Source organism: Streptomyces sp. NBC_00443, from assembly GCF_036014175.1.
Classification (GTDB): Bacteria; Actinomycetota; Actinomycetes; order Streptomycetales; family Streptomycetaceae; genus Streptomyces.
Genome location: NZ_CP107917.1, coordinates 4,610,204 through 4,625,711 on the forward strand (window position 1 = coordinate 4,610,204; position 15,508 = coordinate 4,625,711).

The 15,508-nt window shown below is 68.4% G+C and carries 11 protein-coding genes and 1 pseudogene; 4 read left to right on the top strand and 8 right to left on the bottom strand.

What is annotated here, in order from left to right:
• Positions 1–134: 134 nt before the first annotated feature.
• The 3 genes from OHO27_RS20800 (at position 135) to OHO27_RS20810 (ending at position 3,240) form a co-directional block, all read left to right on the top strand.
• Entirely contained in the window at positions 135–1,208 is a 1,074-nt protein-coding gene (locus OHO27_RS20800; RefSeq protein WP_328430497.1) for a ParA family protein, read from the top strand.
• Complete coding sequence (locus tag OHO27_RS20805) at positions 1,205–2,302, top strand: ParB/RepB/Spo0J family partition protein (protein ID WP_328426100.1); 1,098 nt, start codon at positions 1,205–1,207, stop codon at positions 2,300–2,302. Before OHO27_RS20800 ends, OHO27_RS20805 begins: the two co-directional genes overlap by 4 nt.
• A gap of 320 nt (positions 2,303–2,622) precedes the next feature.
• The gene (locus OHO27_RS20810; RefSeq protein ID WP_328426101.1) at positions 2,623–3,240 is read left to right on the top strand and encodes a GNAT family N-acetyltransferase; all 618 of its coding nucleotides are present in this window, start codon (positions 2,623–2,625) and stop codon (positions 3,238–3,240) included.
• Between the two features lie 74 nt (positions 3,241–3,314).
• Here the strand turns inward: OHO27_RS20810 and trxA are convergent, their stop codons facing one another.
• The 7 genes and pseudogenes from trxA to OHO27_RS20845 form a co-directional block, all read right to left on the bottom strand.
• Positions 3,315–3,647 carry a thioredoxin gene (gene trxA, locus OHO27_RS20815; RefSeq protein WP_062707865.1) on the bottom strand — a complete coding sequence of 111 codons (333 nt, stop codon included), beginning with the start codon at positions 3,645–3,647 and terminating at the stop codon, positions 3,315–3,317.
• A gap of 39 nt (positions 3,648–3,686) precedes the next feature.
• Positions 3,687–4,655: a thioredoxin-disulfide reductase gene (gene trxB, locus OHO27_RS20820; protein ID WP_328426108.1), complete on the bottom strand. Its 969-nt coding sequence runs from the start codon at positions 4,653–4,655 to the stop codon at positions 3,687–3,689.
• A gap of 170 nt (positions 4,656–4,825) precedes the next feature.
• A complete protein-coding gene (locus tag OHO27_RS20825) occupies positions 4,826–5,764 on the bottom strand; it encodes an anti-sigma factor family protein (RefSeq protein WP_328426110.1) in 939 nt (312 codons plus the stop codon).
• Positions 5,761–6,498: an RNA polymerase sigma factor SigM gene (sigM, locus tag OHO27_RS20830; protein ID WP_328426112.1), complete on the bottom strand. Its 738-nt coding sequence runs from the start codon at positions 6,496–6,498 to the stop codon at positions 5,761–5,763. The genes OHO27_RS20825 and sigM overlap by 4 nt, the downstream gene beginning before the upstream one ends.
• A 33-nt stretch (positions 6,499–6,531) precedes the next feature.
• A complete protein-coding gene (locus OHO27_RS20835) occupies positions 6,532–8,253 on the bottom strand; it encodes a protein kinase family protein (protein ID WP_328426114.1) in 1,722 nt (573 codons plus the stop codon).
• Between the two features lie 137 nt (positions 8,254–8,390).
• A pseudogene (gene murJ / locus OHO27_RS20840) lies at positions 8,391–10,630 on the bottom strand (murein biosynthesis integral membrane protein MurJ).
• Between the two features lie 45 nt (positions 10,631–10,675).
• Positions 10,676–13,084 carry a DUF6049 family protein gene (locus OHO27_RS20845; RefSeq protein WP_328426116.1) on the bottom strand — a complete coding sequence of 803 codons (2,409 nt, stop codon included), beginning with the start codon at positions 13,082–13,084 and terminating at the stop codon, positions 10,676–10,678.
• A 266-nt stretch (positions 13,085–13,350) separates the two neighbouring features.
• Here OHO27_RS20845 and OHO27_RS20850 point away from each other — a divergent pair, with 266 nt between their 5' ends.
• Complete coding sequence (locus tag OHO27_RS20850) at positions 13,351–14,793, top strand: CCA tRNA nucleotidyltransferase (RefSeq protein WP_328426118.1); 1,443 nt, start codon at positions 13,351–13,353, stop codon at positions 14,791–14,793.
• 117 nt (positions 14,794–14,910) lie between these two features.
• On the opposite strand, the gene OHO27_RS20855 is transcribed toward OHO27_RS20850, so the two are convergent.
• The gene (locus tag OHO27_RS20855) at positions 14,911–15,441 is read right to left on the bottom strand and encodes an LppU/SCO3897 family protein (protein ID WP_328426120.1); all 531 of its coding nucleotides are present in this window, start codon (positions 15,439–15,441) and stop codon (positions 14,911–14,913) included.
• Positions 15,442–15,508 lie beyond the last annotated feature (67 nt).

Below are 15,508 nucleotides of genomic sequence, written 5' to 3' on the forward strand. Positions count from 1 at the left end.
ACAGAAAGCCTCTCGGCTCTCTCGGAGAAGGTGATTCCGACGACACTCCGTCCCCCCTGGGGGGCACGGAGTTGTCCACAGAGGTGGATTTCTCCACAGAACACCAGGCCTCACTGGTTCACGACCCCGAAGACATGGGAGGCTCTGTTCATTGCGAGCCTGAAGTCGAGGAGAGTGAATCCGTGCGGTCCGACGCCAACATCGCGGGACCGATGACCGATCCGGTCCCCGGTCCCCGTACCGAGTCGATGGGGGACGATGTTTCACGTGAAACACCGCCCCCGATGGACGACACTCCCATCGGTCGTGCTGCCCAACTGGCGGTGGAGGCTCTAGGTCGCGCCGGCGAGGGCCTGCCACGGCCCGAGCAGACCCGCGTCATGGTGGTCGCCAACCAGAAGGGGGGCGTGGGCAAGACGACGACGACCGTCAATCTTGCCGCGTCGCTGGCTCTGCATGGCAGCCGTGTGCTGGTCATCGATCTCGACCCGCAGGGCAACGCGTCCACGGCACTGGGGATCGACCATCACGCCGAAGTTCCCTCGATCTATGACGTGTTGGTCGAGAGTAAGCCGTTGTCGGAGGTCGTCCAGCCGGTCCCTGATGTCGAGGGTCTCTTCTGCGCGCCGGCCACGATCGATCTCGCAGGTGCGGAGATCGAGCTGGTGTCCCTGGTGGCACGCGAAAGCCGACTGCAGCGGGCAATCCAGGCCTACGAGCAGCCGCTGGACTACATCCTCATCGACTGCCCACCCTCGCTCGGCCTGTTGACGGTCAACGCGCTGGTGGCCGGGCAGGAGGTCCTGATCCCGATCCAGTGCGAGTACTACGCGCTGGAGGGCCTCGGTCAGCTGTTGCGCAACGTCGACCTGGTGCGGGGGCACCTCAACCCCGCTCTGCATGTCTCGACGATCCTGCTCACCATGTACGACGGCCGGACGCGCCTTGCGTCCCAGGTTGCGGACGAGGTGCGCAGCCACTTCGGCGACGAGGTGCTGCGGACGAGCATTCCCCGCTCGGTCCGTATCTCCGAGGCGCCGAGCTACGGACAGACCGTGCTGACCTACGATCCAGGATCGAGCGGTGCCCTGTCCTACCTTGAGGCGGCACGAGAAATCGCGCTGAAGGGTGTCGGCGTCAGTTACGACCCGACGAACGCCCACTTCGGCGCCCAGAACAACCCGAGCATGGTGGAGGGCATCCAGTGAGCGAGCGACGGAGGGGGTTGGGTCGTGGTCTCGGCGCACTGATCCCTGCTGCACCGACGGAGAAGACGGTGCCCCCGGCTGCGATGGGGGGCGCTACGTCCACGTCCCCGGCCGCTGTCCCGGTACTGAGTGACCGTGGCGTGGCTGCGGCGAAGGTGGCCACGCTGCCGCCTGTTTCACATGAAACCGAGGAGCCTTCGCTCAACGGTGCCGTGGAGACGCCCGCCTCTCCCATGGGCGCCCACTTCGCGGAGATCCCCCTCGACGAGATCACGCCGAACCCGCGGCAGCCACGTGAGGTCTTCGACGAGGACGCTCTGCAGGAGCTGGTCACCTCCATCCAGGAGGTCGGCCTCCTCCAGCCGATCGTCGTACGGCAGATCGGCCCCGCACGGTACGAGCTCATCATGGGTGAGCGTCGCTGGCGGGCCTGCCGTGAGGCCGGCCTGGAGGCGATCCCGGCGATCGTGCGGGCGACGGACGACGAGAAGCTCCTCCTGGACGCCCTCCTGGAGAACCTGCACCGCGCTCAGCTGAACCCGATCGAAGAGGCGGCCGCCTACGATCAGCTGCTGAAGGACTTCAACTGCACGCACGACCAGCTGGCGGACCGCATCGGCCGTTCCCGCCCGCAGGTCTCCAACACCCTGCGTCTGCTGAAGCTCTCGCCCAAGGTCCAGAACCGGGTGGCCGCCGGTGTGCTCTCCGCCGGTCATGCGCGAGCGCTTCTCTCCGTGGATGACTCCGAGGAGCAGGAACGGCTCGCCTACCGGGTGGTCGCTGAAGGGCTCTCGGTCCGGTCTGTCGAAGAGATCGTGACCTTGATGGGCTCTCGCCCGCAGAAGGCCCAGCGCTCCAGAGGGCCGCGGGCCGGCTCCGTACCCTCCCCGGCGCTGTCCGACCTCGCTACCCGGCTCTCGGACCGCTTCGAGACCCGGGTGAAGGTCGAGCTGGGCCAGAAGAAGGGCAAGATCACCGTCGAGTTCGCCTCTCCGGAGGACCTCGAGCGGATCCTCAGCACGTTTGCTCCGGGCGAGAAGCTCGCCCTCCAGAAGAGCCTTCTGGAGAGTGACGCGGGGGAGGACGAGGCCTGAGGCCCGGTCGGCCGGGCTTCCTTCCCAGTCTGTCCCTGCGGGCCGTGTCCGGTGTGTACCCGAACACGGCCCGCACTTTGCTTTCTGGCGGTATCGATGGAATCGCATCGTGGATACGATGCGTTCGGGTATGGCGCATCCACCTGGCAGACCTCTAAGGGGAGGGCGGGGTCCATGCGAATGGGGAGCCGCACCGGATTGGTGAGCGCGGGTCTTGGGCTGGGCGCGGTCGGCGGATTCGTCGGCAGCCTGCTCAGAGAACGGAGCGCCCTGACAGCCGCTCGCGATGCCGCGGGCGAAGGAAGCGAGGAACAGCCTTCATGGGGCGACGGCTCGTACCGCTCACGCTGGACAACCTTCCGGACCTTCCCAAGCGCTGCCGCGCGTGTGTCTTCTGGGAGTTGGACCCGGTCAGCGGTGAAGCCGCGGTAAGAGCCGGCACTGCGGCCCTGGAGAAGGAAGCCTGGATCTCCGCCGTCCTGCTGGACTGGGGCTCCTGCGGTCGGGTCGTCTACGTCGACGATGTGCCGGTGGGCTTCGTGCTCTATGCGCCTCCGGCTTACGTTCCGCGCTCGACTGCGTTCCCCACGAGTCCTGTGTCGCCGGATGCCGTGCAGCTGATGACGGCGTTCATCATGCCCGGGTACCAGGGACAGGGACTGGGGCGGGTGATGGTCCAGACGGTCGCCAAGGATCTGCTGCGGCGGGGCTTCAAGGCCATTGAGGCCTTCGGCGACGCGCGTTGGAAAGAGCCCGCGTGTGTGCTGCCCGCAGATCATCTCCTGGCTGTGGGCTTCAAGACCGTTCGCCCTCACCCCACTTCTCCGCGCCTGCGGCTGGAACTGCGCACGACGCTGTCCTGGAAGGAAGACGTGGAGATGGCGATCGACCGGCTGCTGGGGGCCGTGCAGAAGGAGCCCGCGCTGCGGCCTCTCTGACCGGTGCTCTGGGGCCCTCTAAAGCGAATGGGCCAACCCGTGAGGGTTGGCCCATTCGTGTTTCACGTGAAACATCACTCGGCGATGAAGTCCTCGAGGTCGCGGACGATCGCGGCCTTCGGCTTCGCGCCGACGATGGTCTTGGCGACCTCGCCGTTGTGGTAGACGTTCAGCGTCGGGATGGACATGACGCCGTACTTGGCGGCCGTACCCGGGTTCTCGTCGATGTTGAGCTTGACGATCTCGATCTTGTCACCGTACTCGGCGGCGATGGCCTCGAGGGAGGGCGCGATCTGGCGGCACGGACCGCACCAGGCGGCCCAGAAGTCCACCAGGACGGGCTTGTCGCTCTTGAGGACGTCCTGCTCGAAGGAGTCGTCGGTCACGTTCTTCAGGGTGCCGGCCACGGCGGGCTCCTTAACTGTGGTGCGTGGGGTGGGTGGGGGTCAGACAGCGGTCTTCTCGGGCTCGGCCTGCTCCTCGTCCGCGAGGGCGGCGAGGAAGCGCTCGGCGTCCAGGGCGGCGGAGCAGCCGGTACCGGCCGCGGTGATCGCCTGGCGGTAGGTGTGGTCGACCACGTCGCCGGCGCCGAAGACACCGGTCAGGTTGGTCCGGGTGGAGGGGGCTTCGACCTTGAGGTAGCCCTCCTCGTCCAGCTCCAGCTGGCCCTTGAACAGCTCGGTGCGCGGGTCATGGCCGATCGCGATGAACAGGCCGGTGACGGCCAGGTCCGAGAGCTCGCCGGTCTTGAGGTTGCGCAGCTTCAGGCCGGACAGCTTCTGCTCGCCCTGAACCTCGGCCACTTCGCTGTCCCAGACGAACTTGATCTTCGGGTCGGCGAAAGCACGGTCCTGCATGGCCTTCGAGGCGCGCAGGGTGTCGCGACGGTGGACGATCGTCACGGACTTGGCGAAGCGGGAGAGGAAGGTTGCTTCCTCCATCGCGGTGTCGCCGCCGCCGATCACGGCGATGTCCTGGTCCCTGAAGAAGAAGCCGTCGCACGTCGCGCACCAGGAGACGCCGCGGCCGGAGAGGGCGTCCTCGTTCGGCAGACCGAGCTTGCGGTGCTGCGAGCCGGTGGTCACGATGACGGCCTTCGCCCGGTGGACGGTGCCCGCGGTGTCGGTGACGGTCTTGATCTCACCGCTCAGGTCGACGTTGACGACGTCGTCCGGAACGAGCTCGGCTCCGAAGCGCTCTGCCTGGCCGCGCATGTTGTCCATGAGCTCGGGGCCCATGATGCCGTCCTGGAAGCCCGGGAAGTTCTCGACCTCGGTCGTGTTCATGAGCGCACCGCCTGCGGTGACGGCTCCCTCGAACACGAGCGGCTTCAGCGACGCGCGCGCGGTGTAGAGCGCCGCCGTGTAACCGGCGGGCCCGGAGCCGATGATGATCACGTTACGGACATCGCTCACGGCTTGATTCCTCGTCTCTGGACTGCGTCGAAGGGCCGGGTGGAGCCCCTTTCAGGACTCTCACCCCACCCAACGGATCCTAAGGGGCGCGCATTCCCGCTGTGTCCGGGCACACGGTGACGCCACAGCGTAGGGGTTGGCGAGCCTGACGGGGACGAGCGGCCGGGGTCTCAGGAACGCGGGTAGGAGTCCTTCAGGAGAACCTTGGCCGTGGTCGACGACGGCTGCTTCACACAGGTCGCGTCCAAGACGTAGACGGTGACCCGGCTGACGTCGGAGGCGTCCGGCATCACGACGAGGAGAGCTTCCTTGCCCTGGTAGACGCCTTCCTCAGCGGCGAGCGCCGCGTCGTCGCGGTTGATGCCCTTCCTGACGCAGTCGGGGACCGTGATCTCGCGAAGGATCTTGGGGCTCTCGGTGTCGGGCCCGCCTTCCACGCCCAGGCTGCGGTCCGGACCGCGGGAGGTACCTGGCGAGCTCTCGCTCGCGGCTAGGAGATCGGTGACCTGCTTCTCCAGCTTCGCTGCGGAGAAGGTGTCGGCGGTGCTCTGTCCGCCATCGGCCGATGGACCGGCCCCGCCGCCACCCATCAGTGAGGTCAGCAGCACGGAGCCGAGTCCGAGAGCGGCAGCTGTGAAGGCGGCCCCGAGGACGGCTACCCTCCGCCGCCCGTGCTTCTTGCGGTCCTTGCGGCCGGGGCCGGTGGTCGAGGAGCGGGCGCGCCCTGCCGGACGGTCGGTCGCTGCCGATGTTTCACGTGAAACATGCTTGCCGTCGTCCGCGCCGGAGGCCGCAGTGTGGGTCTCTCCAGTCTCTCCAGCGAGGGTCGGTGTATCGACGCCGTCGGGCGCCGTCGCGTTCAGCAGAGCCTCTGCGGCGAGCGCCGCGTCGATGCGTCCGGCGACATCGGCGGGCATACGCGCCGGGCCGGGAAGGGTGCCGAGCAGCTCTCGGATCTCCTCAAGCGAGGCGTGGACGTCCGCGCACAGTTCGCACTGGTCCAGATGACTCCGTACCTCGGTGGTCCTGGCCGGCGGGAGTAGGCCCTCGGTGAGGTCGGAGAGCTCGGTGACGTCCGGGTGCCCGGCCGTGTCCGTCGTGGATGTCACGCTCGCCCACCTCCGCCCTTCACTGCTGCTGAATCACTCGGCCCGGCATCACGCGGATCCTTGGCTTGCGCCGTGTCATGAGGACCCGCTGCCGGTGGGACGGATGCCCCCTGCGTCCGGTTCCGTCTCTCGCCGGAGTCCTTGCCGTCACGGGCGCTTTCCGGTCGTAGATGCGTGACGAGAGGCAGGAGTCTGGCTCTGCCGCGCGCGCAACGGCTCTTGACCGTGCCGGTCGGCACGTCCAGGACACGGGCGGCCTCCGCCACCGGATATCCCTGCATGTCCACCAGGACGAGTGCCGCGCGCTGGTCGGGAGGCAAAGTGCCGAGGGCCTCCAGCAACTGGCGATGCAGATCATTGCGCTCGGCCGGCGCGGATGCCTCCTCGTGAGGCTCCAGCAACTGCTCAAGGCGCTCGGTGTCGTCGACGGGGGAGGTCTTCCGCGAGGCCGCCTTGCGGGCGCGGTCCAGGCAGGCGTTCACGGTGATCCGGTGCAGCCAGGTCGTGACAGCCGACTGGCCTCTGAATGTATGGGCGGCCCGGTAGGCGGACACGAGGGCGTCCTGGACGGCGTCAGCGGCCTCCTCGCGGTCTCCGAGCGTCCGCAGCGCCACTGCCCAGAGCCGGTCGCGGTGACGGCGCACGAGCTCACCGAAGGCATCGGGGTCGCCCTTCACATGGAGAGCCAGGAGATCCTGGTCGCTCACCTCGCGGTGTGCGCTGCCCTCTGCCATCGGACGACCCCCTCCCCTTGGACGTGGTGAGCTCTAGCCGGTGAACTTCAGGTCGGTGATGGCCTGCTTGTACCCGGAACCGCTGTACTGGTCCTGGTCCGCATGGGGCATGGCGGTGAGCCACACGAGAACGTACTGGGTCTTCACCGGCTTGGTGACCTTCACCGACGCGCTGGTGCCGCTCGTCGTGACGGTGCCGATCTTGTCCATCGAGTCCAGCGACGAGGGCGTCAGGGAGTCGGACGCGTAAAGCTCGACGGTCGTGTGGTCGCCGGGATACAGAAGCCCTATCGAAGCGGCCGACACCGACTGAGACGAGCCGAGCTCGAAGACGATGCCGACACCGGGCTTGAAGGCCGGGTTCATCTCCGGACCGTCGACGAAGCTCTTGGTGCGCCAGTACGACGAGCTGTCGCCGTCGTACGTCTTCGCCACGTCCTCCGGCGCCTGGGCGCCGCCCTTCGCGACGAACTCCTGGGCGTTCTGGATCTTGATCGGCCGGACCGGCTTGGTGTTGTCGCCGTTCTTGTCGTTGTCGTCCGTCGTCTGCGTCTGGCTGCCGTCCTCGGGCTTGTTGCCCTGGTCCATGAGCGCGTCAGCGAGCTGCCAGCTGCCAAGGCCCAGGGCAGCGATCAGGAGGGCCGACACGGCCCACTTCAGGGCCTTTCCGGTGCGGCTCTGCAGCGGGGGCGGCGGGGTCGGTACCGGCTGGGTGGCGCCCGGATGCGATGCCTGCCGGCGGCCGTACGTGCCTTGCTGGTACGTCGTGCGCTGATAGTCCGGCGGGGCCGTGAACGCGGGCTCCGGCGGGCGGATGCGGGGCATCTCGCCGACCGCCTTCACCAGCTCCTCCGGCGTCGTGCACGCGGACTCGTGGCGGGACGCGGTCGCACCGTCGTTGGCCAGCGCGCGCATGGCGAGCTCGGACAGGCCACGGTGGACGCCGGCGCGCACCTGGTCGGGGGCGATCAGGCCGATGTCCTTGGGCAGGCCGGACAGACCGTACGCGTCGCTCTCGTACGGCCAGCGCTGGGTGAGCGCTGCGTACAGCAGGGCGCCGATGGCCTCCGTGTCGGTGCGCTGAGGGGTGTCGGAGTTGATTCCGCGCAGGGCGGCGTTCACGGCGAGGCCGCGGATGCGCCACTGGCCGGTGGATGCGCGCAGCACGGCGTTCGGGTTGAGGCGCAGATGCGCCAGACCCTCGCGGTGAGCGGCCGCCATGGCGGCGGACACCTGGGTGACCATCTGGTAGATGTCGTACGCCTCCAGCGGGCCGGAGGCGAGAAGCGTGGTCAGTTCGGTGGCGTCGGGGAGCCATTCGTGAACGACGTAGACGACGTCGTTCTCCTCGACAGCGTCGAGGACCTGGACGAACCGGGGGTCGCCGAGCAGCGCGGAGGAGCGGGCAGCGGCCAGCACGGAACGGGCCCGTGTGTGGTCCGCTGGCAGGATGTGAACGCCGACGGCGCGACGCAGCTTCTCGTCGACCGCACGCCAGCTGCTGAAACCGTCCAGACGGGTGACGCACTCCTCGAGGCGGTAGCGTCTGGCGAGTTTGTGACCGCTGTGCAGTTCGGGCGGTGAGGCCTTTTCGGGACCCTCGGTCCCGCCACTCCCCTGTGCCTCGTCGATGTCCGTGTCCCGCTCCCGATTCTTGGCCACCCCGTCGGCCGTGGACTGGTCCGCCTGAGCGGTCAGCGGCTCATCGCCGCTGTTGTCTGCCACGTCGACGGCAGCCGTGCTCCGTTCCGCCACCGTCGTTCCTGCCTCCCCATTCGTTGCGCGCCGTCCGACTCAGTGCGCGCCGTCCGACGCCGAAACCAATTGTGCCCACAGTCCGCCGCTATGCACGACACACGGTGGCGGACGATGGTTGTGCGCGTACCCAAGGTTCAGCGACCCAGGCGCCCGCGAACCATGCCGACCAGTGAGTTCAGCTCTTCGATGCGCATCCTGCGGGCGGCGACGAAGAAGATCCCGAGGAGGACGGCTCCGCCGGCCAGCAGGGCTGCGGAGGAGCCGACGACGCCCTGGCCGAGGGTCTGGGCGATCCCGTAGCAGGCCGCGCCGCTCAACAGGACCGCGGGCACGGAGGCGATGCAGAGTCTGGCGTACGTCCGCATCACGCGGGTGCCGTCGAGGTCGCCGCCCAGCTTCTTGCGCAGTCGGCTCCAGGCGATGCCGACGCCGATCGCGTAGGCGAGGCCGTAGGAGGCGGCCATGCCTACGACGGCCCAGCGGGCCGGGATGACGAAGTAGCAGGCGGCCGAGGCGATGGCGTTGACCGCCGCGACGATCACCGTGTTGTAGAAGGGGGTCCGGGTGTCCTCGTAGGCGTAGAAGGCGCGCAGGACCACGTACTGCACGGAGTACGGGATGAGGCCGAGACCGAAGGCCATCAGCATGAAGCCCATGTTGGTGGCCTCGCTGGTGCCCGAGGATCCGAACATCAGCGTGCACATCGGGATGCCCAGGGCGAGGAATCCGAAAGCGATGGGGACGATGGCGACAGCGGTGGTGCGCAGGCCCTGGGAGATGTCGTCCCGGACGGCACCGCTGTCGCCCTCGGCGGCGGAGCGCGAGAGCCGTGGCAGCAGGGCGGCCATCAGGGAGACGGTGATGATGGCCTGGGGCAGGCCCCAGATCAGCTGGGCGTTGGCGTAGGCGGCGAAGCCGGTTCCGTCGACATCGGAGTCGACACCGGCGGCGGTGGACAGCTGGGTGACCACGAGCGCACCGGCCTGGTTGGCCAGGACGAACAGGATCGTCCACTTCGCGAGCATCGCTGCCTTGCCGAGACCGTGGCCCTTCCAGTCGAAGCGCGGCCGGAGCCGGAAGCCCGTCTCGCGCAGGTACGGGATCATCGCGAGGGCCTGGACTACCAGGCCGAGCAGGACACCGATGCCGAGGAGCCGCTGGCCCTCCGGCGGGATGTTGGTGACGGACATGCCGGAGTGCTCCGCGGTGCCGTACACCCAGAGGAACATTCCCAGCGTCACGATGATGACGATGTTGTTCAGGACCGGCGTCCACATCATCGCGCCGAACTTGCCGCGCGCGTTGAGGATCTGTCCCATCACCACGTGAACGCCCATGAAGAAGATCGAGGGCAGGAAGTAGCGGGTGAAGGTGACGGCCACCTCGTTGGCGGCGGGATCGTTGGCGACCGGGGTGGACAGCGCCCTGACCAGGAGCGGCGCGCCGAACATCGCAAGGGCGGTGAGTGCGGCGAGTGCCACCATCACCAGGGTCAGCAGCCGGTTCGCGTAGGCCTCGCCGCCGTCCTCGTCGTCCTTCATCGCCCGCACGAGCTGCGGCACGAAGACGGAGTTGAGGCCGCCGCCGACGGTCAGGATGTAGATCATCGTCGGCAACTGGTAGGCGACCTGGAACGAGTCGCCGAGCAGGCCGAGGCCCAGTGCCGAAACGATCATCATGGACCGGACGAACCCGGTGAGCCGGGACACCATCGTGCCCGCCGCCATCACGGCGCTCGACTTCAGCAGGCCGCCGGCCCGCCCGCCCTTCTTGGCGGCCGGTGCAGTGGCAGGAGCGGGCGTCGGCGCAGTGGCCTCGGCCGCGGCAGGTGCCGCAGGGCCCGGGTAGGGGCCCGCAGCAGGCGCCGGGGACGGCCCTGGGACCGTCGGCGGCTGGTACTGCGGGTGGCCGCCCTGCTGCTGGTCCCGGAAGAGGTGCGCGAAGGCGTCGTGCTCCGGGTGGTTCTCGGTGGAGTGCGTGACGAGGTCGTCGACGCCGACGTACTGGGTCGTACGGGGGTCGTCGCCGTACGGCAGGTACTGCGTCGGGCCCTCCGGCTCGGGCGCCGGGGTCTGCGCCCACACCTGGGGGTCGGGGGCGTACGGCGACTGGGGAGGCTGGGCGTACAGCTGCTGCTGCGGCGGGTACGTGCCCGGCGGGGGCGGCGGATGCGCGGCACGGTCGTACAGCGCCTCTGCGACCGGGTCCTGCGACGAGAGGTCCTGGGCTCGGTAGGGGTCCTGGTCGTAGGCGTCCTGGAGGTACATGTCCGCGGGGTGCTGCGGCGGTACCTGGCCGTCCTCGGGCGGCGGGCCCTCGGGGTGCCCCGGGGGCCCGCGGCCCGGCCGCGGTCACCGTCGTACGGCGCGTTCATGGTTACCCCACCTCATCGTCCCGGGCCCACCGGCCACGACATCGCTCAACGGTCCACTCTCTCACCCGTGCCGGACGGGTCGGCGCTTTCCGCTGCGGTGTCCGGTGTCGGGTCACTCGGCTGCTCCGGGGCCTCTTCCCGGGCGCCCGCGCCGGACTCCTCCTTGCGAAGGTCCCCGGGTGTGAGACGGTTCTCAGGGCCGTCCGGGCTCTCCGGATCGCCGTCCGCCTCGCTCGTCTCCTCGGCCCCGTCCTCCTCGGCCGCACGGGCGGCCGCCCGCTTGCGCTGCGTGTACATACGGAACCCGGCGAGGACGAGCAAGAGGAAACCGCCGCCGATGACCAGCATCACGGTGGCAGTGAACTCGGTGACCTTCACGTCGAAGGTGACCGGTGCGCCGTACTTCTGGCCGTCCTCGGTGTACAGCTGGGCTACGACCGTGGCCTGGCCGTTGGCCTGAGCCGACGTGGGGAACTTCACCGTCTGGCTGTGCCCGCCGGACACCGCCACGGGCTGTTCGGAGAAGCGCTCCCCATCGATCTCGAGCCGCCTCGGGCTACCAGAGGAGAGTCGCAGCACCAGGTGCTCGACGCCCTGCACCAGGTTGTTCTGCACCGTCACCGGGATAGTGGCGCTGCGTCCGGACAGCTTGGTCTCGGACTTGTCGATCAGCGTGACCTGGCCGGCCAGGGAGTCGACGTACGCTTCCACGCCGTTGCGATAGTCAGCTGCCCCTGCGGGGCGGCCACGCCACGACGTGGACATCTCCCGGTTCATGGCCCGACCGAAGGGGGTCACCACCCGGTCCTGGTTGGTGAGGATCACCTTGAACTTGTCGAGCTTGTCCTGCGTGGTCGCGATCTGCCTGAAGGCGGATCGCGGCAGCTCCTGGTCGCGCAGCGAGGCGGGGTACTTGGACACCGGCGGCACCTGCGTGGTGGCGGCGGAGTCGGGCTTGGCCGTGGCAGCGGCGGAGAGGTCCTGGGACTGGGACCACGTGCCGTCCTGGAGGGCCGTGACCGCCTCGGCCATCGCGCGGGCCTGGCTCGCGGTCGGCATCCGCTGCGGGGCGACGACGATGCTGCGCTGATTGTCCGTCTGGAGGTTCAGGGCCAGGCTCTGCGCCAGGAACCTCTGCACGGCGAGTGTCGAGCTCGACGCTCTTGTCAGGTTCCCCTGGAACAGCGTCGACATCCGTGCGTCCGCGACGACCGCCGTCGTGCCGCCGCCGATGGGGCGAGCCGCGGAGGGCGTGTAGGGCAGGCCGCCTGCCTCCTCCAGGCTGTCGCTGCGGGCGATCACCTTGTCCGCGCCGGCGGAGGTGGCCACCTTGACGATGGACGGGTCGACCGCGCCGTTCACGGGCCAGGCGAAGTCGGTGTTCGGTTCCACGTGGAGAATCGAGTCGACCGTGACGACGGCGGCCTCGGTGGCCTCCTTGAGGTGGCTGAGCGAGCCGGTGACGTTCGTGCCGTTGTGGGCCAGGGAAGCCAGGTCGGGGTCGCTGAAGGGCAGCGCGACGACCTCCTTGTCCTGTACGGCCTCCTGCAGCTCGGCCAGCCACTGCTTGGCGAGCGCCTGGTGGGTGCCCGCCGTCGTCGCATCACCCTCGCCCTGGACGCGGTAGCGCTCCGTCATCGCGTCCACGGAGGCCAGCAGGTCGGGGTCGATCACCCAGGTGACGTCGAGGTCCTTGCCCAGCGACACGAGCTGCTCGAGGCGGCCGCCGGGAGCGATCTCCTTGGCGAGTTCGTCGTCATGGAAGACCGGCGTCTGCGATTCGTCCGACCCGGTCTGCGCCGTCATGTGTGCAGTGGAGATGAGGGGCCACATCACCGTTGTACGGGTCTTCGGGTCGGCCTCGTCGGGCTGCCACGGCAGGAAGGTCCGCTGGATGCCGAGCACCTGGTCCCACGGCCGCGCGGACGTCTCGCCGGACAGGGAGACGGCGAACTCGTAGACGCCGTCCTCCCCGAGATCCAGCTTGTCGACCGGCACGGAGATGCTGAAGCGCTGGGACACGCCAGGGGTGAGCTTGGGGAACTCCTTGACGTACTTCCCGCCCACCGGGGCTCCGTCGACGCCCTGCTGGTACTCGCCGCGCCCGGCGACCCTGTCGATGGCCGAGCGGGTGTTGAGAGCGTCCCCGAGACGCAGGTCCACCTCCGCGTCGGTGACGGCCTGCTTGCCCGTGTTGGTCACCGTGCCGGACACGGTCAGTGTGTCGCCGTCACTGGGAGCGGAGGGAGTGAGCGAGTCCACAGCGACAGCCACCGTGCCCGAGCCGGAAGCGGCCTTCACGGAGTCCTGCCCCGCAGCCTGCGCGGGCGCGGCGGTGGGCAGCTGAAGCAGCCCGGCCAGCAGAGGCGCCCCGGCAAGCAGTGCTCCGGTGCGCCGCATCCACCGGCGGGCAGGTGAGGGACTCATCCCCTGGAAGTCTGCCGCCTCGGCCACGCGCTCGTCCGTCCCTCGTCGTCAGTGGTCGTCGGAATGTGCGTCCACGCATGGTAACGATGCGCGCTGAGGGGAAGTGCCGCGGTCTCTGCCACAAGATCGGTTCACACCGTCTGCCTGTCCCGTATGTGCATGTATAAAGAGGAGCGTTTCGTAGGTCACAAGGGCAGATCTTGTGCGCGTATCGGCGGAGCTGTCCGTGGCCCCCGGGATGCACGTTTAATGGGGGCGCCCACGGTCGGCCGGGCCACGTACCCTCTTCTGTTGTGCCGAACGCCAACGAAGAAAAGCCCAGCGCCCTGAGCCAGGCGCAGCACCGCGCGGTAAGCGAACTGTTGCGGGTTGCCCCTGTTGCCGACGACCTTGCCCGCCGTTTCCAGGAGGCCGGGTTCTCACTCGCCCTGGTCGGCGGATCGGTCCGGGACGCGCTGCTCGGCCGGCTCGGTAACGACCTGGACTTCACGACCGACGCCCGCCCCGAGGACGTGCTGAAGATCGTGCGGCCGTGGGCGGACGCCGTGTGGGAGGTCGGTATCGCTTTCGGCACGGTCGGGGCACAGAAGGGCGGCTACCAGATCGAGGTGACCACCTACCGATCGGAGGCTTACGACCGGACCTCCCGCAAGCCGGAGGTGTCGTACGGCGACTCGATCGAGGAGGACCTCGTCCGGCGTGACTTCACCGTGAACGCCATGGCCGTCGCGCTTCCGGAGAAGGAGTTCGTCGATCCGCACGGCGGTCTGGAGGACCTCGCGGAGCGGGTACTGCGCACGCCGGGCACTCCCGAGGCGTCCTTCTCGGACGACCCGCTGCGCATGATGCGGGCGGCGCGGTTCGCGACGCAGCTCGACTTCGAGGTTGCTCCCGAGGTCGTCACGGCGATGCAGGAGATGTCCGGGCGGATCGAGATCGTCTCGGCGGAGCGGGTGCGGGACGAGCTGAACAAGCTGATCCTGTCCGCTCACCCGCGCAAGGGGCTGAGGCTCCTGGTGGACACCGGGCTCTCCGACCATGTGCTGCCCGAGCTGCCGGCTCTGCGGCTGGAGAGTGACGAGCACCACCGTCACAAGGACGTCTACGAGCACTCGCTGATCGTTTTGGAGCAGGCGATGGCGCTGGAGGAGAACGGTCCTGACCTGACCCTCCGCCTGGCCGCGCTGCTCCACGACATCGGCAAGCCCCGTACACGTCGCTTCGAGAAGGACGGCCGGGTCTCGTTCCACCACCACGAGGTGGTCGGCGCGAAGATGACGAAGAAGCGCATGACGGCGCTTAAGTACTCCAACGAGCTCGTGAAGGACGTCTCACGTCTGGTGGAACTCCACCTGCGCTTCCACGGCTATGGCACAGGCGAGTGGACGGACTCCGCTGTCCGCCGCTATGTCCGTGACGCCGGTCCGCTCCTGGACCGCCTGCACAAGCTGACCCGCTCGGACTGCACCACGCGGAACAAGCGCAGGGCGGCTGCACTGTCCCGCGCCTACGACGGCCTGGAGGAGCGGATCGCTCAACTCCAGGAGCAGGAGGAACTGGACGCCATCCGCCCCGACCTCGACGGCAACCAGATCATGGAGATCCTTGGCGTCGGTCCTGGTCCGGTCGTCGGCCGCGCGTACAAGCAGATGCTGGAGTTTCGGCTGGAGAATGGGCCGATGGGGCACGACGATGCCGTGGCTGCACTCAAGGAGTGGTGGGCCGAGCAGGGCTGAGGCTGCGAAGCCAGTCATGTTTCACGTGAAACATCGCCCGGCTTCAAGGAGGGCAGCAAGCACTGAGGGGCTGTGTTTCACGTGAAACACAGCCCCTCAGTTTGCGGAGAGGTCAGATCAGACGTCCGACAGGCACAGCAGGAAGTTGTCGCCGTCGCCGGTCTGGGCGTAGAAGCTGGTGGCGCCGCTGACCTTGCGGCACTCGGTCTCGGCGGTGAGCGAGGTGTAGGTGCCGTCGATCTTCTGGAGCACCTTGGCCTCGGCCTCGGAGGAGGTGCAGTCCACGACCTCCATGCGGTCGTTCGAGGACGACGAGGAGGAGGACTTCAGGCAGTCGCCCACCGCGGCGTTCTCGGCGTCGTCCAGGCTGATTATGTAGCCGACGATGAGCATGATGCCGACGATGGCGACGGCAGCGACGTTCTTGATCGTCTTGAAGCTGAACCGGCGGCCGGGCTGCTGCGGCGGAACCGGCGCATACGGCGCCGCCCCCTGCGGAGGGAACCCCGGCTGCCCAGGCTGCTGCGGGTAGCCGCCCTGGGGCGGATACGGGGCCTGGCCCTGAGGCTGGCCGGAGGGCTGCTGCCCCTGGGCGTACGGGTTCTGGCCCTGGGCGAACGGGTTGCCTGTGGGCGGCGGAGTTGTCACTTGAGTCCCCCTGGAACATGACTGCGTGGCGCGAACCATGCGCGATATAAGACGCACGTAAGTTACC

Excerpts from the sequence above, each read along its gene's own strand:
- OHO27_RS20800 (WP_328430497.1), top strand. The coding sequence starts at position 135 with ATGGGAGGCTCTGTTCATTGCGAGCCTGAAGTCGAGGAGAGTGAATCC.
- OHO27_RS20810 (WP_328426101.1), top strand. The coding sequence starts at position 2,623 with ATGGGGCGACGGCTCGTACCGCTCACGCTGGACAACCTTCCGGACCTT.
- sigM (WP_328426112.1), bottom strand. The coding sequence starts at position 6,498 with ATGGCAGAGGGCAGCGCACACCGCGAGGTGAGCGACCAGGATCTCCTG.